Source organism: Burkholderia reimsis (genome assembly GCF_003294055.1).
GTDB classification, from domain to species: domain Bacteria; phylum Pseudomonadota; class Gammaproteobacteria; order Burkholderiales; family Burkholderiaceae; genus Burkholderia; species Burkholderia cepacia.
Map to the genome: position 1 here is coordinate 319,643 of NZ_QMFZ01000001.1, position 17,955 is coordinate 337,597.

The 17,955-nt window shown below is 67.0% G+C and carries 13 protein-coding genes and 1 pseudogene; 13 read left to right on the forward strand and 1 reads right to left on the reverse strand.

Features of this window, described 5'->3' with window-relative positions; genetic code table 11:
- The first annotated feature begins 80 nt into the window (after positions 1–80).
- The 13 genes and pseudogenes from DPV79_RS01405 (at position 81) to DPV79_RS01460 (ending at position 15,623) form a co-directional block, all read left to right on the forward strand.
- Complete coding sequence (locus DPV79_RS01405; protein WP_113044573.1) at positions 81–1,667, forward strand: ABC transporter substrate-binding protein; 1,587 nt, start codon at positions 81–83, stop codon at positions 1,665–1,667.
- Between the two features lie 79 nt (positions 1,668–1,746).
- On the forward strand, positions 1,747–2,700 hold the full coding sequence (locus DPV79_RS01410) for an ABC transporter permease (RefSeq protein WP_048027389.1): 954 nt from the start codon (positions 1,747–1,749) through the stop codon (positions 2,698–2,700).
- A gap of 30 nt (positions 2,701–2,730) precedes the next feature.
- Positions 2,731–3,690, forward strand: coding sequence for an ABC transporter permease (locus DPV79_RS01415; protein WP_021156526.1), 960 nt, complete (start codon positions 2,731–2,733; stop codon positions 3,688–3,690).
- Complete coding sequence (locus DPV79_RS01420) at positions 3,690–5,564, forward strand: ABC transporter ATP-binding protein (RefSeq protein WP_113044574.1); 1,875 nt, start codon at positions 3,690–3,692, stop codon at positions 5,562–5,564. The genes DPV79_RS01415 and DPV79_RS01420 overlap by 1 nt, the downstream gene beginning before the upstream one ends.
- Before the next feature lie 197 nt (positions 5,565–5,761).
- Positions 5,762–7,039 carry an NAD(P)/FAD-dependent oxidoreductase gene (locus DPV79_RS01425; protein WP_165843481.1) on the forward strand — a complete coding sequence of 426 codons (1,278 nt, stop codon included), beginning with the start codon at positions 5,762–5,764 and terminating at the stop codon, positions 7,037–7,039.
- A gap of 107 nt (positions 7,040–7,146) precedes the next feature.
- The gene (locus DPV79_RS01430; protein WP_113044711.1) at positions 7,147–7,611 is read left to right on the forward strand and encodes a helix-turn-helix domain-containing protein; all 465 of its coding nucleotides are present in this window, start codon (positions 7,147–7,149) and stop codon (positions 7,609–7,611) included.
- Positions 7,612–7,702: 91 nt separating this feature from the next.
- Complete coding sequence (locus DPV79_RS01435; RefSeq protein ID WP_060147576.1) at positions 7,703–8,437, forward strand: cupin domain-containing protein; 735 nt, start codon at positions 7,703–7,705, stop codon at positions 8,435–8,437.
- 2 nt (positions 8,438–8,439) lie between these two features.
- Positions 8,440–9,765, forward strand: coding sequence for an NAD(P)/FAD-dependent oxidoreductase (locus DPV79_RS01440; RefSeq protein ID WP_021156532.1), 1,326 nt, complete (start codon positions 8,440–8,442; stop codon positions 9,763–9,765).
- Between the two features lie 192 nt (positions 9,766–9,957).
- The gene (locus tag DPV79_RS01445) at positions 9,958–11,427 is read left to right on the forward strand and encodes an aldehyde dehydrogenase family protein (RefSeq protein WP_113044575.1); all 1,470 of its coding nucleotides are present in this window, start codon (positions 9,958–9,960) and stop codon (positions 11,425–11,427) included.
- 69 nt (positions 11,428–11,496) lie between these two features.
- Positions 11,497–12,684, forward strand: a complete 1,188-nt coding sequence (locus DPV79_RS01450; protein ID WP_113044576.1) for a M20 aminoacylase family protein — start codon at positions 11,497–11,499, stop codon at positions 12,682–12,684.
- Positions 12,685–12,695: 11 nt separating this feature from the next.
- Positions 12,696–12,971: pseudogene (locus DPV79_RS01455) on the forward strand (hypothetical protein); the annotation flags it as partial.
- A 724-nt stretch (positions 12,972–13,695) separates the two neighbouring features.
- Complete coding sequence (locus tag DPV79_RS41900) at positions 13,696–13,962, forward strand: hypothetical protein (RefSeq protein WP_124467537.1); 267 nt, start codon at positions 13,696–13,698, stop codon at positions 13,960–13,962.
- A gap of 17 nt (positions 13,963–13,979) precedes the next feature.
- Positions 13,980–15,623 carry a DUF2334 domain-containing protein gene (locus tag DPV79_RS01460; protein WP_048027378.1) on the forward strand — a complete coding sequence of 548 codons (1,644 nt, stop codon included), beginning with the start codon at positions 13,980–13,982 and terminating at the stop codon, positions 15,621–15,623.
- 169 nt (positions 15,624–15,792) lie between these two features.
- Here DPV79_RS01460 and DPV79_RS01465 read toward each other — a convergent pair whose 3' ends face one another.
- The gene (locus DPV79_RS01465; protein ID WP_113044577.1) at positions 15,793–17,751 is read right to left on the reverse strand and encodes a phosphatase PAP2 family protein; all 1,959 of its coding nucleotides are present in this window, start codon (positions 17,749–17,751) and stop codon (positions 15,793–15,795) included.
- Between the last annotated feature and the right edge of the window lie 204 nt (positions 17,752–17,955).

A 17,955-nucleotide genomic window follows, 5' to 3' on the forward strand; every position in this document is an offset into this window, starting at 1 on the left:
CCACCAGCAAGCGGGCACTGCGGGATTCGAGAACCACGCTGGACCCCAGACCCCACTTTCAACAGTCAGGAGCAGTTCGGATGAGCGACGATATCGACAACGGCGGCGGCAACGGTGGTTTCACTCGCCGCGACATGATGAAGGTCATGGCGGCGAGCGGCATGATGGCCGCCGGCGCCGGCGGACTCCTGATGAACCCCGCGTCCGCATTCGCGGCGCCCGTGGCGAAACGCGGCGGCAAGATCCGGGTCGCGAACGAATCGGGTTCGACGGCCGATACACTCGACCCGGCCAAGGGCTCGACCGGCGCCGACTACATTCGTTTCTTCATGTTCTACAGCGGCCTCACGCAGCTCGATGCGAGCCTGACGCCGCAGATGAACCTCGCCGAGTCGCTGCAGACCACCGATGCGAAGACGTGGGTCATCAAGCTGCGCAAGGGCGTCACGTTCCACGACGGCAAGTCGGTCGGCCCGGCCGACGTGGTGTATTCGCTGATGCGCCACAAGAACGCCGCCACCGCATCGAAGGTCAAGCCGCTCGCCGACCAGTTCGCCGACGCGAAGGCAAGCGGCCCGGACGAAGTCACGCTCACGCTGGTCAGCGCGAATGCCGATCTGCCGGTGATTCTCGCGACGCCGCAGCTCGTGATCGTCAAGGACGGCACGACCGACTTCAGCACCGGCATCGGTTGCGGCCCTTACAAGCTCAAATCGTTCAAGCCGGGCGTGTCGACCGTCGGCGTGCGCAACGACAGCTACTTCAAGCCGGGCCGGCCGTATCTCGACGAGATCGAGCTGATCGGCATCGGCGACAGCGCCGCGCGCCTGAACGCGCTGCTGTCGGGCGACGTGCATCTGATCAACGCGATCGATCCGCGCTCGACGCAGCGGGTCTCGTCGACGCCGGGCTACGCGCTGAAGGAAACCAAGTCGGGCCTCTATACCGACCTGATCGTGCGCAGCGACAACCCGATCGTCTCGAATCCCGATTTCGTCGAAGGGATGAAGTACCTGTTCGATCGCGAGCAGATCCGCTCGGCGGTGTTCCGCGGCTACTCGGTGATCGGCAACGACCAGCCGATTCCGCCGGGGCATCGTTACTTCAACGCGTCGCTGCCGCAGCGCGCGCACGATCCGGACAAGGCGAAATTCCTGCTCCAGAAGGCGGGCGCGCTGGGCGTCACGCTGCCGCCGATGTATGCGACGTCCGACGCGAACGGGTCGGTCGAGATGGCCGTGCTGCTGCAGCAGGCCGGCCAGAAGATCGGGCTGAACCTGCAGGTCAACCGCGCGTCGCCCGACGGCTACTGGTCGAACCACTGGATGAAGCACCCGCTCACCTTCGGCAACATCAACCCGCGCTCGAGCGCCGACGTGCTGTTCACGCAGTTCTTCAAGTCGGATGCGCCGTGGAACGAGTCGGGCTGGAAGAACGCGAAGTTCGACCAGCTGCTGCTCGCCGCGCGTTCGGAAACCGACGACGCGAAGCGCAAGCAGATGTACGGCGACATGCAGGTGATCGTGGCGCAGCAGGGGCGGGTCGGCATTCCGGCTTTCATCAGCTTCCTCGACGGCTACGACAAGCGGCTCGCCGGTCTCGGTTCGATCCCGACCGGCGGGATGATGGGCTTCATGTTCGCCGAGCACGTGTGGTGGAACGCGTGACGTCGTTGCTGGCGGCCGCCGTGCGGCCGGTGCGGGTGACCGCGCCGGCCACGCGCGGCCTTTTCGGGAGTGTCGCTTCATGAACCGAATTCTCATCGGCCTGATCGTCCGGCGCATCGCGGTCACCGCGCTGACGTTGCTGATCGTGTCCGCGATCATCTTCACGATCACGAACCTGCTGCCCGGCGACGCCGCGCAGGCCGCGCTCGGCCAGTCGGCGACACCGGAGACGGTTGCCGCGCTGCGCCAGCAGTTCGGCCTCGACATGCCCGCGCACGTGCGTTACGCGCACTGGCTCGCCGGCCTGATGCACGGCGATTTCGGCCGTTCGCTGTCCGGCGACATGCCGGTGTCGGAGATGATCGGCGGGCGCCTGCCGAAGTCGCTCACGCTTGCGGCGATCACGACCGCCGTGTCGGTGCCGATCGCGCTGCTGCTCGGCATCCTCGCGGCGGTCAAGCGCGAGTCGCTGGTCGACCGCGTGATCAGCCTCGGCACGCTGTCGCTCGTCGCGACGCCGGAATTCCTGATCGCGACCGTCGCCGTGCTCGTGTTCGCCGTGAAGCTGCGCTGGCTGTCCGCGTTGTCGTACAGCGGTGAGATCGAAAGCCTGCACGATTTCCTGCGTGCGTATGCGATGCCGGTGCTGACGCTGTGCGCGGTCGTGATCGCGCAGATGGCACGCATGACGCGCGCCGCGGTGATCGAGCAGTTGAGCGCGTCGTATGTCGAGATGGCCGTGCTCAAGGGCGCGAGCCCTGCACGCGTCGTGCTGCGCCATGCGTTGCCGAACGCGATCGGCCCGATCGCCAATGCGATCGCGTTGAGCCTGTCGTATCTGCTCGGCGGCGTGATCGTCGTCGAGACGATCTTCAACTATCCGGGCCTCGCGAGCCTGATGGTCGACGCCGTCAGCAATCGCGATTTCCCGTTGGTCCAGGCGTGCACGATGATTTTCTGCGTTGCGTACCTGACGCTCGTGCTGTTCGCCGACCTGTGCTCGATCGTGTCGAACCCGCGACTGCGGACCTGACCGTCCCGTCCTTCTCCCGAGATGCCGCCCATGCACCCGACCGACCCCGTTCAACGCAGCAACACGCTGCCGCCGTCCGGCGAACCGCGCCCGCCGTGGGGCGGCGCGACGCCGCCCGCCGCCCCGGCCCCCGACCAGCCGCGCAAGCGCCGTGCCGCACGCATCGACTTGACGGCCGGCGGCCGTGTCGGCCTGTCGATGGTCGGGCTGATGCTGTTCATCGCGGTGTTCGCCCCGCTGCTCGCGCCGCACGACGTGGGCGCGATCGTCACGCCGGACGTGTTCGCGCGGTTCAGCGCGAAGCTGCCGTTCGGCTCCGACTTCCTCGGCCGCGACATGCTGAGCCGGATCCTGTACGGCACGCGTCTGACCGTGCTGCTCGCGCTCGCCGCGGTGCTGCTCGCCGCGCTGACCGGCACGACGCTCGGGCTGCTCGCGACCGTGTCGGGCCGCGCGGTCGACGAGACGATGAGCCGGCTGCTCGACGCGCTCACGTCGATTCCGTCGAAGATGTTCGCGCTGATGTTCGTCGCCGCGTTCGGCTCGTCGCTGCCGCTGCTGGTCCTGACCGCCGCGGTCAGCTACATGCCGGGCTCGTACCGGATCGCGCGCGCGCTGGCGGTCAACATCAGCACGCTCGAATTCGTGCAGGTCGCGAAGGCGCGCGGCGAAAGCGCGCTGTACATCGCGTGCGTCGAGATGCTGCCGAACATGATTCATCCGATGCTCGCCGATACGGGCCTGCGCTTCACGTTCGTCGTGCTGCTGCTGAGCGGCCTGAGCTTTCTCGGGCTCGGCGTGCAGCCGCCGTATGCGGACCTCGGCTCGCTCGTGCGCGAGAACATCGCGAGCCTCGGCGACGGTTCGGCTGTCGCGATCATGCCCGCGGTCGCGATCGCGATCCTGACGGTGGGCGTCAACCTGTTGATCGACGGCCTGCCGCATCGCGGCCGCCGCAAGGGCGCGGCCGCGGCCGCCGGAGAACACTGATGCGAGATCAATCGACTCCGCTCGTCGAGGTGCGCGGGCTGCGCGTTGTCGGCGGTCGCCCGGGCGCCGCGGAAACGACGATCGTCCACGACGTCGACTTCGAGATCGGGCGCGGCGAGGTGCTCGCGCTGATCGGCGAGTCCGGCTCGGGCAAGACGACGATCGCGCTGTCGCTGATGGGCCACGCGCGCACCGGCTGCCGGATCGCCGGCGGCTCGGTGAAGATCGGCGGCACGGACGTGTGCAGGCTGTCGGCGTCGGGCCTGGCCGCGCTGCGCGGCCGCAAGGTCGCGTATATCGCGCAGAGCGCGGCTGCCTCGTTCAACCCGTCACGCACGATCCTCGACCAGGTGATCGAGAGCGCGCTGATTCACCGGACGATGTCGAAGCGCGATGCGCAGGCAAAGGCGGTCGAGCTGTTCCGCGCGCTCGCGCTGCCGGAGCCGGAGACGATCGGCAAGCGTTATCCGCACCAGGTGTCGGGCGGGCAGTTGCAGCGGCTGATGGCCGCGATGGCGCTGATCACCGATCCGGAGCTCGTGATTCTCGACGAACCGACCACGGCCCTCGACGTCACCACGCAGATCGACGTGCTGCAGGCGTTCAAGAGCGTGATCCGGCGCTACGGGATGAGCGCGGTATACGTGTCGCACGACCTGGCCGTGGTCGCGCAGATGGCCGACCGGATCGTCGTGCTGAGCGACGGCGTGATCCGCGAGACGGGCGATACCGAACAGATCCTGCATGCGCCGGCACACCCGTACACGCAGAGCCTGATCGCGGCGGTCACGCCGAACGATGCGCAACGCGACGGGAAACCGGCGCCGGCCGACCCGGCGCCGTTGCTCGAGGTGCGCGGCGCGGTCGCCGGTTACGGCGGCCGCAACGCGAAGGGCTGGCCCGCGAAGCTGATCCTGAACGAAGTCGACCTGCGCATCGGGCGCGGACAGACGGTCGGCGTGATCGGCGAATCGGGCTCCGGCAAGACGACGCTCGCCAAGGTGATCGCGGGCCTGGTGCCGGCGGCGGCCGGGAAGATCCTGCTCGACGGCGAGCCGCTCGCGCGCGATATCGGCAAGCGCACCAAGGAGCAGCACCGCCGCGTGCAGATCGTGTTCCAGAACGCCGACACCGCGCTCAATCCGGTGCATACCGTCGAGCGCACGCTCGCGCGGCCGCTCGCGTTCTACCACGGGATCAAGGGCGCGCGTGCGCGGCAGCGCGTCGCGGAGCTGCTCGAACTCGTGCGGCTGCCGCCGGCGGTGGCCGCGCGGCGCACCGGCGAGCTGTCGGGCGGGCAGAAGCAGCGCGTGAACCTCGCGCGCGCGCTCGCGGCCGAACCCGACCTGATCCTGTGCGACGAAGTCACGTCGGCGCTCGACACCGTGGTCGGCGCCGCGATCATGGACCTGCTGCGCGACCTGCAGGCGAAGCTCGGCGTGTCCTACGTGTTCATCACGCACGACATCGCGAAGGTGCGCGCGATCAGCGACGACATCGTCGTGCTGTATGCGGGCCGCCGCGTGGAGACGGGCAGCCGCGATGCGTTGTGCGCGCCGCCTTATCACCCGTATTCGCACCTGCTCGTGTCGTCCGCGCCGGAGCTGCGCGCGGGCTGGCTCGACGATGCGGCCGAGCGCTGCCATCGGCCGCTGGTGCCGATCGGCGAGCGTGCGGACGACGGCGAGCTGTGTCCATTCCTGTCGCGCTGCGCGATGCGGGTCGACGGCGTCTGCAACCGGACGCCCCCGGTGCTGCGCAAGCTCGACAACGGCGCGCAGGTGCTGTGCCATCGCAACGAGGAAGACCTGGCGCGCTTCCAGGCCGAGCCGACGCAGGCCGGTGCCGCGCCCGTGCAGCCCGTGCGGCTGTGATGCGCGACACGCCTCCGTTCGGCGTGCGCGACGCGGCGGCTGGCGCACCGCATAGTCTGCTGCGGCGGTCGCACAAAACGGCGATTTGCGCGCGTGCCGTGCGCGAATACGCGGCAACTGCGGTTTTTGATGGTGATTAAATGATTTCCCATGAACGGCAGCCGATCGTCGTCGCCGACAAGCTCGAGAAGGACCCGATGAAATTCGAATCGTACTGGCTGGATACGCGCCCCGCATTTCGTGCCGGCTGCGAGGGCCCCGTCGAAGGGCGCGCCGACGTGGTCGTGATCGGCGGCGGCTTTACCGGCTTGTCGGCGGCGCTCGCGCTGGCGCAGCGCGGCGTATCGGTGGTCGTGCTCGAAGCCGCGCAGGTCGCGGGCGAAGCGTCCGGCCGCAACGGCGGCCAGTGCAACACGGGCGTCGCGCAGGATTACGCGTCATTGGCCGCGCGCATGGGCGCGGAGCCGGCGAAGCAGTTCTATCGCGCCTACGAAAGCGCGGTGAAGAGCGTCGAGACGATCGTCGCCGAACACGCGATCGATTGCGATTTCCGGCGCGCGGGCAAGCTGAAGCTCGCCGCGAAGCCGCAGCATTTCGCGGGGCTGGCGAAGACGTTCGACGCGTTGCGGCGCGACGTCGATCCGGACATCGAACTGATCGAACCCGAGCGGATTCGCGATGAAGTCGCGTCCGACGGCTTCTACGGCGGGCTCCTGCAGCGCAATGGTGCGCAGATGCACATGGGCAAGTTCGGTGTCGGGCTTGCGCACGCGGCGGTGCGCGCGGGCGCACGCGTCTACGAACATGCGGCCGTCACGCAACTGGACCGGCTCGACGGCGAGCGGCACGCGATCACCTGCACGCGCGGCAGGATCGTCGCCGATCGCGTGCTCGTCGCGACCGGCGCGTCGCAGCACGGCCCGTTCGGATGGTTCCGGCGGCGCATTGCGCCGGTCGGCAGCTTCATCGTCGTGACCGAGCCGCTCGCCGACGCGCAGTTGAACCGGCTGTTGCCGCATCGCCGTGCGTACGTGACGTCGCGCCAGATCGGCAACTACTTCCGCGTGACACCCGACAACCGGCTGCTGTTCGGCGGCCGCGCCCGCTTCGCGATGTCGAGCCCGCGCTCCGACGCGAAAAGCGGCGACATCCTGCGCGCCGGCATGGCCGGTTATTTCCCGGAACTGGCCGACGTCCGGCTCGACTACTGCTGGGGCGGGCTGGTGGACATCACCGCCGACCGGCTGCCGCGCGCGGGCCAGCACGACGGGCTCTATTACTCGATGGGCTACAGCGGCCACGGCGTGCAGATGTCGGTGCACATGGGTCGCGTCATGGCCGACGTGCTGTATGGCGCGACGGCCTCGAATCCGTGGCGCGAACTCGACTGGCCGGCGATGCCCGGGCATTTCGGGCACGCGTGGTTCCTGCCGTTCGTCGGCGCGTATTACCGGGTGCAGGATTTTCTGCACTGAAGCGGGCGCCGGGGAGAATTCAACATGACAGCGCGTTTCGTTTGCCCGTCAGCGGGCGCCGCCTTGCCGGGCGTGACACCGCAGGCGGCGACATGAGGACTGCCAGCATGCTCGACCTGATTCACGATTCGGTCGAAGACACGACGCCATGCACACCGCGCGTCGCGCGGCCTGTCTCGCCGGCGATCGGCGATGTGCTGCGCACGATCGACGCGTCGTTCGCGCAGCCGCTGAATCTCGACACGCTCGCGGCGGTGGCCGGGTTGAGCGTATCGCGTTTCACCGCGCGCTTTCGCAGCGAAACCGGGTTGTCCCCGCACCGGTATCTGTGCCTCGTCCGGGTGCGGCGCGCGCAGGACCTGTTGCGTGCCGGTGTTGCGCCGTCGGTCGTCGCGACCGACGTCGGTTTCTTCGACCAGAGCCATCTGTGCCGGCATTTTCGGCGCGTGCTCGGGATCACGCCGCGCGCTTGCGTGGTCGCGCGACCGGGCGGTGCATCGGCGCGCACGACGTCGGCGCGCGCGCACACCGAACGCCACGCGGGCGCAAGTGCGGGCGGTTTGCACACCTGACGGGATTCCGGCGGGTTCGCCGGCGAACGGAGATTTCCAATATTGCGCGACGGTTTTCGATCCGGCCGCCGCGCACTGCAGAGGAGCAGAAATGACCGCAGCTTTCGTGTTGCATCGTGCCGACGGCGCGCCTTGTTCCACCTCGTTCCGCAAGCAGGCATTCGGCGAGGGCGATCCTTTTGCGCGACATCGGGAGATCGCGTGGGAAGGGCCCGACTCGATGGCCGCGGGACGTATCGCCTTCGTCGGCGAACTCGACGTGGCGCGCTTTCCGCACATCGAAACGATCGCGGTCATCGAAGGCGAGCTGACGCTCGAAGCGGCCGGGGCCGCTCCGCTGGTGCTCGGGCCGGGGGAAGGGGCAGTCATCGGCGCCGGCACGGCGGTTCGCATCAACGCGGAATCGCGCGTGTTGCTGATGTTCTGCGCAGCCGCGTGCACGACGCCGACGAAACACGGCCTGTTTCCGCTGCGGGCCGACGCCGACTTCAAGCCTTCCGCATCGCTGCCGCCCGAGGTGCTGCTCGGCCCCGCACCACAATGCCGCAGCGACAACGTGTTCCTCGACGACGGCGCCGGGTATTGCGCCGGTACGTGGGATTCGACGCCCTATCACCGGATCGTTCGCCCGCATCGCGTCAACGAGTTCATGCTCCTGCTGGCCGGCAGCGTGCGGTTCGCCGACCCCGACGGCAGCGTGCTGTCGCTCGGCACCGGCGATGCGTTGTTCGTGCCGCGCGGCGCATCGATCGGGTGGGAAAGCAGCGAACGCGTCGCGAAGTTTTACGTCGTGCAGAACGTACCTGCCTCAACCGAACGAGACTGACCATGTCCCCACCGCTGCGCCTTATAGAAACCTCGCCCACGCCGCCGGCATCGGCCGACGTCGTCGTGATCGGCGGCGGCATCATCGGCGTCTTTACTGCCTATTACCTCGCCCGGCGCGGGGTATCGGTCGCGCTCGTCGAGAAGGGGCGAATCGGTGCCGAGCAGTCGAGCCGCAACTGGGGCTGGTGCCGGCAGCAGAACCGCGACGAACGCGAATTGCCGATGGCGAGCAAGAGCATCGATCTGTGGGAACGATTCGCCGCCGAATCCGGCGAAGACACCGGTTTTCATCGCTGCGGGCTGTTGTACCTGAGTAACGACGAGGCCGAGCTGTCGCGCTGGGCCAGCTGGGGCGAGTTCGCGAAGACCGCGGGCGTGACGACCTACATGCTCGACCGCAAGCAGGCCACCGAGCGCGGGCATGCGACCGGGCGGACGTGGAAAGGCGGCGTCTTTTCGCCGACCGACGGCACGGCCGACCCGGAGAAGGCCGCGCCGGCCGTCGCCGCCGCGCTGATGAAGCTCGGCGGCAGTGTCCACCAGCACTGCGCGGCGCGCGGCATCGAACTCGAGGGCGGGCGTGTCGGCGGTGTCGTCACGGAGGCCGGTGTCATCAAGACCAGGACGGTCGTGCTTGCCGGCGGCGCATGGGCGTCGTCGTTCTGCCGCCAGCTCGGCATCCGCTTTCCGCAGGCGTCGATCCGTCAGTCGATCCTGAGCGTGTCGCCTGTCGAGCATCCGCTGCCGGATGCGATGTATACGTCCGGCGTGTCCGTGACACGCCGCAGCGACGGACGCTACGCGCTGGCGATCAGCGGTCGCGCGCGGGTGGACGTGACGCCGCAGTTCCTGCGCTTCGCACCGCAGTTCTTGCCGATGTTCGCGAAGCGCTGGCGCAATCTTCTGCCGGGCTGGCTCGAAGGCGTGCGCGGCGGGCATGAAACGCTGAAGCGCTGGCAGCTCGATGAACCGACGCCGATGGAGGCGGTGCGCATTCTGGATCCGAAACCGGACATGCCGACGGTCAACGAAACCTACCGGCGCGCCGCCGAACTGTTTCCCGAACTTCGCGACGCGAAGATCACGCACGCATGGGCCGGGTTCGTCGACAGTACGCCGGACGGCGTGCCGGGCATCGGCGAAGTGCCGGGTGTGCCGGGGCTGATCCTTGCCGCGGGGTTTTCCGGCCACGGCTTCGGAATCGGGCCGGGCGCCGGGCATCTGATCGCGGATCTCGCGACCGGTGCGCAACCGCTGGTCGACCCGGTGCCGTATCGGCCGGAACGGTTCAGCGATTCCGCGTGGGGCAAGGTCGCGGATTTCTAGTACGCGGGGCGATGGCGGCCACGGCGCGAACCGTGGTCATGCCGATGGCGCGAATCATCGACGGACGGTCGACGGACGCGCCCATCTCAACCCGTCGACAAGCTTCGACCGGCCCGTTATATCCGACCGCTTCGGCAGACCGTCGTTCGTGCCGTTCGCGGGCGTGCAGTACCGCCTCAAGGACATCCTGCAATGAATTCATCCGTCATTTCCCCCGTTCGTCACCTGATGCAAGCCGGCAGGCTGGATCGTTTCTTCATCGACGGCGACTGGGTCCTGCCCGACGGCGGCGACCGGTTCGCGGTCGTGTGCCCGTCCACCGAGGACACGGTGTGCGACATCCCGCTCGGCAGCGCACGTGACGCCGACCGGGCCGTCACCGCCGCGCGCCGGGCGTTCGAACGGTGGTCGGCCACTTCGCCGCAGGCGCGCGCCGCGCTGCTCGATCGCGTCCACACGTTGATGCTGGAGCGAACGGAACTGTTCGCCATGGCGCTGGCCACCGAGATGGGCGCGCCGATCGCCTATGCACGCGCCGCGCACGTGCCGCTCGCGGCCGAGCATATCCGGGTCGCGCGCGACAATCTCGCGCGCTATCCGTTCGTTTCCCGGCGCGGGACGACCGCGATCGTACGCGAGCCGATCGGCGTGTGCGCGCTGATCACGCCGTGGAACTGGCCGATCTACCAGATCACCGCGAAGGTCGGCCCGGCGCTCGCGGCCGGCTGTACGGTCGTCCTGAAACCCAGCGAGCTGTCGCCGCTCAGCGCATTGCTGTTCGCGGAAGTGATCGCCGACGCGGGGGTGCCGGCAGGCGTATTCAACCTGGTGAGCGGCAATGGTGCGGAGGTCGGCTCCGCGCTTTCGTCGCATCCGGAGGTCGACATGGTGTCGATCACCGGGTCGACCCGCGCGGGCGTGCTGGTCGCGCAGGCAGCGGCGCCGACCGTCAAGCGCGTCGCGCAGGAGCTCGGCGGCAAATCGCCCAACATCGTGTTGCCGGATGCGGACTTGCAGCGGGCGATCGCACCCGGCGTGGCCGCCGCATTCAGGAACATGGGCCAGTCGTGCAGCGCGCCGACCCGCATGATCGTGCCGCGCCAAGTGCTCGGTACGGTCGAGGAACTGGCCGTCGCGGCAGTGGAACGGCTGGTGGTCGGCGATCCGTTCGCCGAGGCTACGACGCATGGGCCGCTTGCCAATCGCGCGCAATTCGGGCGGGTCGCGCAGATGATCGACGCAGGCATCGACGAACGGGCGAAGCTCGTCGCCGGCGGCCCGGGGCGGCCGGCGGGATTCGATCGGGGCTTCTACGCGCGGCCGACCATTTTTTCCGACGTGCGCACCGACATGACGATCGCGCAACAGGAGATTTTTGGTCCGGTGCTCGCGATCCTTCCCTACGACACCGTGGAAGAAGCGATCGCCATCGCGAACGACACGGTGTACGGGCTCGGCGCGCATGTGCAGGGCAGCGACGACGAAAGCGTGCGCGCGGTGGCCGCCCGCATCCGGGCCGGGCAGGTGCATCTGAACTATCCGGCATGGGATCCGCAGGCGCCGTTCGGCGGCTACAAGCAGTCGGGCAACGGCCGCGAGTACGGGATCGAAGGGATGGAGGACTACATGGAAATCAAGTCGATCATCGGCTTTTACGACTGACGCAGCCGCTGCGTGCGAACGCGGCGGCAGCACGGACTGGAAGCCGCTTATTTTCGGAAGGTGCCGAAATTGGAAAAACCTGTCATTCCCGATACGTCGCTGCAGGCGCATCACGCGCACTGGGCAAGGCTGCGGCGCGATCTGCATGCGCATCCCGAGCTGCGATTCGAAGAACACCGGACCGCCGACGTCGTTGCCCGCGAGCTTGAAGCGCTCGGTTATGCGGTATCGCGTGGGCTGGGCGGCACGGGTGTCGTCGCGAGCCTGCCCGGTGCCGACCCGGCGCGCGGCATCGTGCTGCGTGCGGATCTGGATGCACTGCCGATCCAGGAAGCCAACGACTTCGCGCACGCATCGTGCACGCACGGGATCATGCACGCATGCGGGCATGACGGCCATACCGTCATGTTGCTCGGCGCCGCGCGCATCCTGAAGGAACTGCCGCCATTGCCGGGTGCCGTTCATTTCGTGTTCCAACCGGGCGAAGAGGGCGGCGCGGGCGCGCGCAAGATGATCGACGACGGGCTGTTCGAGCAATACCCGACCGAAGCGGTGTTCGGCATGCACAACTGGCCCGGCTTGCCTGCCGGGCATTTCGGATTGCGTACCGGCCCGATCATGGCCGCGGGCTCGCGCTTCAGGATCAAGGTGACCGGCAAGGGCGCGCACGCGGCGCAGCCGCATCTGGGCATCGATCCCGTTCCGCTCGCGTGTTCGATGGTGCTGCAGTGTCAGACCATCGCCGCGCGGCACAAGGATCCCGTGGACCCTGCGGTCATTTCCGTCTGCATGATCCATGCGGGCACGACGGACAACGTGATTCCGGACAGCGTCGAGCTGCGCGGGACGATCCGCACGCTGTCGTCCGCGTTGCAGCAGAAACTGCAGACGGATGTGCAGCTCACGTGCGAGGGGCTGGCGCGTGCGTATGGCGCGCAGGTCGACGTCGAGTTTTTCCAGTACTACCCGGCGACGGTCAACACGCCGGCCGAGACGGCGCTGTGCGAAGCGGTGATCGGCGACACGTTCGGTGGCGAACGCCTGTACCGCGACGTGCCGCCGAACATGACGTCGGAGGATTTCGGCTTCATGCTGGAGGAGCGGCCCGGTGCTTACGTGCTGATCGGCAATGCGCCGGAGGGCGCGGCGGCACCGTCGCTGCATCACCCGAAATACGATTTCAACGACGAAATCATCCCGGCCGGTGTCCGGTACTGGGTCGCGCTGGCGCAGCATTACTACAGGCGATCGTCGTGAACGCATGCCCGATGTCGGGGCGCGGCATCGTGCTGCGCCAGATATGGGACGTGCGCGCGCTGCTCGACAGCGGCGCGCCCGTGCAGGTGCTGCCCGACGTCGCGCATCCCGCGAACGTGTGGGCGGTGTATCCGGCACGGCTGGCTGCGTCGGCGAAGGTGCGGGTGTGCGTCGACTTTCTGGCGGACGGATTCGGCCGCATGGCCTGGCCGGCCGTGTTCGGTGTCAACCTCCGCTATGTCGCGGCCGTCGTATCGTCAGGCCGCGCCGCCGAGGCGCGTCGCTGAATGACCGCATGCGATGAAAGCCATCCTGGTACCTGATTGACGATTGCAGGAGGATCGTCTTTTGTCATACGACAAAGGGTTCACGCTCCCGGACAAGTTCGCGTGGCCACGGGCGAATTGCGCCGGACAGGACCGTCTTCACGGGACAGCGCGAATTCTCAGGATCGAAACGTTTCGACATGCAGGGTGTCGAGCCCCCGCGATTCGTGATCCATAGCATTTTTCACCCCACCGGCTCGGCCGCAAACCACGCGCAGAGTCGAAACGCATTTCCTCTCCCCCTGCCGGCATCGATGTTCCATGGAGCCGGTACCACGCTGCATCGTCGCCCCGCGTTTCTTTGGCGTTACGTTTTTTTTGCGTTGCGACGTCCTCCTCCTTCGTCTGTTGCCGTCCCGCTTCCATGGAACGGTGCCTGGCATCGTTAATGCATGCGTGGTCGGTGTGATGAGCAAACGAGGGCCGCAACTGCACGCTCGACACACGCATCGGGTGTCTGCCGTTTGCGGGTGCAGTCGCGGTCATCACAGGGCGACGTGACCGACGCCGGCGGCGGTTCCGTCGTCACGCAAGTGACGATGCGGGGCGCAATTCGTACGAGGTTGTTTCAGGCATCGACATCCCCCAGGGTTCGCGATCCCCAGACACTCAATGCTCAGGCCAGGCGTTGTTCCGATGACAGACCCCCGGTTTTCGCGCAGAGACCAGTGAAAGGAGTTCTCCAATGAAATCCCCACTCAAGCTTGCCGTGGCATGTGCAGCGATCTTGTCCGCGACGGCATTGATGAGCCCCGTTTGCAACGCGGGAGCGTCCGGTGCTTCCGCCTCACACAAACGCGTCGAGCCGCCACCGCGCGCGGCCGTCGTGACGGAGATCGTGCCAGGCGTGCCGGAAGAAGAGAAGCGGAATGCCGAGCGCGAGCATGGCAGGGAACCGAACTTCAACGAAGGCAAACATCGTCGGGCCAACGGCGACATTCAGCGCGATTAAGCACGAAGGAGATCACAATGAAAAAGCTCGTTCTCGCATGGGTGCTGGTGCTCGGATTCGCATTCGGCCAGATGCCATCCTCCGTGCTCGCCCAGACCACCACGGCGAACGTCCTCGTGCTCTATGACGCCCCGCCGAACGACCCGTACACGAAGCTCGGCATGGCTTACGCGATCATGCTGCGCAACCTGCTTGGCCATTTCAACACCAACGTCACGCTTGCGCCCGTCGACAGCTACACGGCAGGAACCGTCGAAAAGTACCAGGCGACTTTCTATCTGGGGAGCTATTACAACAACACCCTTCCTGCCGCATTTCTGTCGGACGTCGCCAAGACGTCGAAGACGGTCGTCTGGTTCAAGGACAACCTGTGGGAAGTCGCGTGGGATCCGTCGTACAACTTCACGGCCCGCTACGGATTCACCTTTAGCGGGATCAGCGGGCTGGCCTACGCGCCGACCAGCAGCAACCCGAACCCGGACTTCTTTGACACGGTGCTCTACAAGAACATGAGCATGGTCAAATACTATGCGTTCAACGCGAGCACCGGCGTCGTCAGCGCGGACCCCGACATCGGCGTCACCGCGGTGTCCGATGCGACGAAGGCCAGTGTACTCGTCACCATCAAGGACAGTCAGACCGGTGCGCAGGCGCCCTATGTCATGCGCGCGGGCAATTTCTGGTACTTCGCCGACATGCCGTTCTCGTACATCGGGCCGCGCGACCGGTACCTGGTGATCTGCGATCTGCTGCATGACATTCTCGGGACCAACCAGCCGGTGCTGCATCGCGCGATGGTGCGTCTGGAAGACGTCAACGCGTTCACGACCTCGGCGTCGATGAAGACGCTGACCGACTACATGTATTCCAAGAACATTCCGTTTTCGATTGCAACCATCCCGCTGTACGAAGATCCGCTCGGTGCCTATAACGGCGGTGTGCCGCTGATCGTACACCTCGCGCAGGCGAGCAGCCTGAAGCAGGCGCTCAATTACGCGCTGATCCGGGGCGGCAGTATCGTGATGCACGGTTACACACATCAATACAATTCGACGCCGAACATCGACAACGCGGTCAGCGGCAATGACTACGAGTTCTGGCTGGCGACGCAGAACCGTCCGGTGGACGAAGATTCGACACAGTGGGCATCGAACCGTCTGAAAGCGGGCCTGCTGGAACTGTCGACGAACGGCTATGTTCCCTTTGCGTGGGAAGCGCCGCACTACCAGTCGTCGCCCCTTTCGATCAAGGCCGTTCCGCCGCTGTTCAAGACGACGTACCAGCGGGTCGTCTACTACACGTCGGATCAGCCGAACCTGAATTCGACCGCGCCGAATCACGATTATTCGGTCGGGCAATTCTTCCCGTACATCATCAATTCCGACTATTACGGGCAACGGGTGCTGCCCGAGAACCTCGGGAACGTCGAATACAACATCTGCAGTATCGATCCGTTCTCGTGCCTGTCCTACACGTGGCAGGATCTCTACACGAATGCACAGTACGCGCTGACGGTTCGGGATGGTTTCGCATCCTTCTTCTTCCATCCGTTCTGGCTCGAGCCCGACCTCGGCACGCCCGGGTTCCAGGATTTCCAGAGCCTGGTGAACGGGATCACCGGTCTCGGCTTTCAGTGGGTCGCCGGGAATGGCGTCAAGTAGATGATTCCGGAATCGGGAGCGAGCCGGGGAACCGGGCTCGACTCCCTCACCGGGTTCGATGGCGCTACGTTTCGCTTCGTCCGAACGAACGGGACGCGGCGCACGGTCGTTTCGCATGGACGTCGCCGCCGGTCGGAGGCGACGTCGCGCGGATCGATCGCGGTGCCGGTTACGCCGCCGACAGCACGATCGACACGCCCGTCGCCGTATAGACCGGCGTCGCCTTGAAGCCGTCGACGGTCACCGTCGCGAATTTCGCCGCGCCCGCTGCCGCGTCGATCAGTGCGATGGTGTCGCCGGCCTTCGGCGCATAACCGTTCACGAACTTCACGTGCAGCGTGCCGCCCGCGACGGTGAACGCGCCGCCCACGCGCAGGCGGCCGCCGCCGTTGCCGTCGATGTCGAGTTCGAGCGTCGTGTTGTCGAGCTGCGTATAGCGCGTCGCGATCGTGACGGGCGCACCCGCCGCGATCCGGATGCCGCCGCCGGCGCCGACATACACGTCGCCGTTGCCGAACGCCGTCGCGGACGCCGCGGCGAGCGTGCCGCCGCTGACCTGCGTGCCGCCCGTGTAGCTGTTGTTGCCCGCCAGCGTCAGCGCGCCGCTGCCTTGCAGCGTCAGCTTGCCGGTGCCCGTGATGTCGTTGCGCCACAGGTCGGCGGCGTTGAGGCCGCCCTTCGACGCATCCATCGCGACAATCACGTTGCCGTTGAATGCGCCGTAACCGTCGGCGGCGGCGAACAGGTTCAGCCGGCCCCAGCCTTCCGCGTCGTCCATCACCGGGTAGCCGGACGGCAGCTCGGTGGTCTTCAGCACGACGCGCCGCTGATCCGCACCCAGGTACGGGAAACGCGTCTGCAGCAGGATCTCCGCCCCCTTCGGCACGACCGGCGGCGCACCGGTCGCGTCGAGCGCGCCGAAGCCGTAGGTCATGCGGCGCGCGAAGGCCGCCTTGTTCGTCGCGTAATCGGCGAAGCGGTCGGTCGCCGTCGTGCCCGAGCGCGCGAATGCCGGGAACGTCGAATCGGTCGTGCCGGTGAGTTGCTGCAGCGTCTGGTGCGCCTGCCCGTAGGCGGCCTGCGCGTCGTTCGCGTAGGCCGCGAGATTGGCCGCGCTGATCGCCAGCGCGAGCATGCGTCCGCCGATCACGTCGAGCGGCGAGTGCATGCCGGCGAGGATGCGGTTCTCGCCGAGTTCGAGGCCGCGGCTGACCATTTCCTGGTAGCGCTCCGGCACGAGCCACGCCATCGTCACGGCGTCGCGCATCGCTTCTGCCTGGTGGCCGCTGATGAACCCGCCGTCGGTCGCGGGCGTCGTGCTTTCCGCCGGCACGAGCGTGGGGGCGACGACGACGCTCGTGCTCCAGCGGTACGGCCGCGCATACTTGTAGAAGCGTTTCGCGGGTTCGGTCGACGCGTTGTTGCCCATCTCGTTGAGCAGGTCGACGACCTTCCCGAAGCTCGCGTTCGCGCTGCCGCCCACACCCACGTTGTTGCCCGTGTCGTTGTACAGGACGGTCGTCGCGTCGGCCGGCACGCTGGTGATGCTGGTCGTCTGCTGCGCGGCGGTGCGCCATGCCGAGGTGAGCGGCCCCATGCCGTCGGTCACGCTGTAGCCCTTGCCGCGCCGGTCGTCATAGTACGCGGCGTCGGCTTGCTGCGGCGTGCGTGCGGTCGTCGCGTTGACCACGTATTGCACGTTCGCCTGCAGCACCGCGTCGTTCAGGATCGTGCCGCACGGCGTGCCGTTGCCGGGCAGCCCCGTGCAGGTCGACGGCGAAATGGCCGGAAACGCGCCGTTGGCCGGCGCGCTCACGCCCGCATCGACGAGCATCGTCGCCGGCTGCCACAGGTCGAGGAAGCGGCTGACCACGCGTACCGCGGCGTTCGTCGACAGCGTGGCGTAACGCGCGTCGCCGCGCTGGTTGGTCGCGACGTTGTCGACGAAGGCGGGCACGCTCGGAACCGGCGCGCTGTCGACGAAACCGGGGTCGGCCGGCGGCGCCGGCATGGCCGCGCTGGTCGGGGTGGTCGAGGCGACATCGTCGCCGCCGCCGCACGCGGCGAGAACGATCGCACTCGACAGCGCGGCGACATGCAGCGGGAAACGGCTTCGTGACGCAAACATGCAAGACTCCATCCTGATGGTCAAAGATGGCGAATTGTGGTGACGATTCGTTACGCGGCCGTTAAGGATTTGTTGCGTGTCGTGCTCCGTGCGCGAAAATTCCCACTATCTGGTTAATTCCCGATACTGAACATCGCGGATGCCATTTTTTCGCGCCCGAGACGGATATTTGGCGGCGTGCCGCTACGCGCCGGCCATGCGTAT

Bases quoted from the DNA above. Each gene is read 5' to 3' on its own strand.
- DPV79_RS01405 (WP_113044573.1), top strand. From the start codon at position 81: ATGAGCGACGATATCGACAACGGCGGCGGCAACGGTGGTTTCACTCGC.
- DPV79_RS01410 (WP_048027389.1), top strand. From the start codon at position 1,747: ATGAACCGAATTCTCATCGGCCTGATCGTCCGGCGCATCGCGGTCACC.
- DPV79_RS01415 (WP_021156526.1), top strand. From the start codon at position 2,731: ATGCACCCGACCGACCCCGTTCAACGCAGCAACACGCTGCCGCCGTCC.
- DPV79_RS01420 (WP_113044574.1), top strand. From the start codon at position 3,690: ATGCGAGATCAATCGACTCCGCTCGTCGAGGTGCGCGGGCTGCGCGTT.
- DPV79_RS01425 (WP_165843481.1), top strand. From the start codon at position 5,762: ATGAAATTCGAATCGTACTGGCTGGATACGCGCCCCGCATTTCGTGCC.
- DPV79_RS01430 (WP_113044711.1), top strand. From the start codon at position 7,147: ATGCTCGACCTGATTCACGATTCGGTCGAAGACACGACGCCATGCACA.
- DPV79_RS01435 (WP_060147576.1), top strand. From the start codon at position 7,703: ATGACCGCAGCTTTCGTGTTGCATCGTGCCGACGGCGCGCCTTGTTCC.
- DPV79_RS01440 (WP_021156532.1), top strand. From the start codon at position 8,440: ATGTCCCCACCGCTGCGCCTTATAGAAACCTCGCCCACGCCGCCGGCA.
- DPV79_RS01445 (WP_113044575.1), top strand. From the start codon at position 9,958: ATGAATTCATCCGTCATTTCCCCCGTTCGTCACCTGATGCAAGCCGGC.
- DPV79_RS41900 (WP_124467537.1), top strand. From the start codon at position 13,696: ATGAAATCCCCACTCAAGCTTGCCGTGGCATGTGCAGCGATCTTGTCC.
- DPV79_RS01460 (WP_048027378.1), top strand. From the start codon at position 13,980: ATGAAAAAGCTCGTTCTCGCATGGGTGCTGGTGCTCGGATTCGCATTC.
- DPV79_RS01465 (WP_113044577.1), bottom strand. From the start codon at position 17,751: ATGTTTGCGTCACGAAGCCGTTTCCCGCTGCATGTCGCCGCGCTGTCG.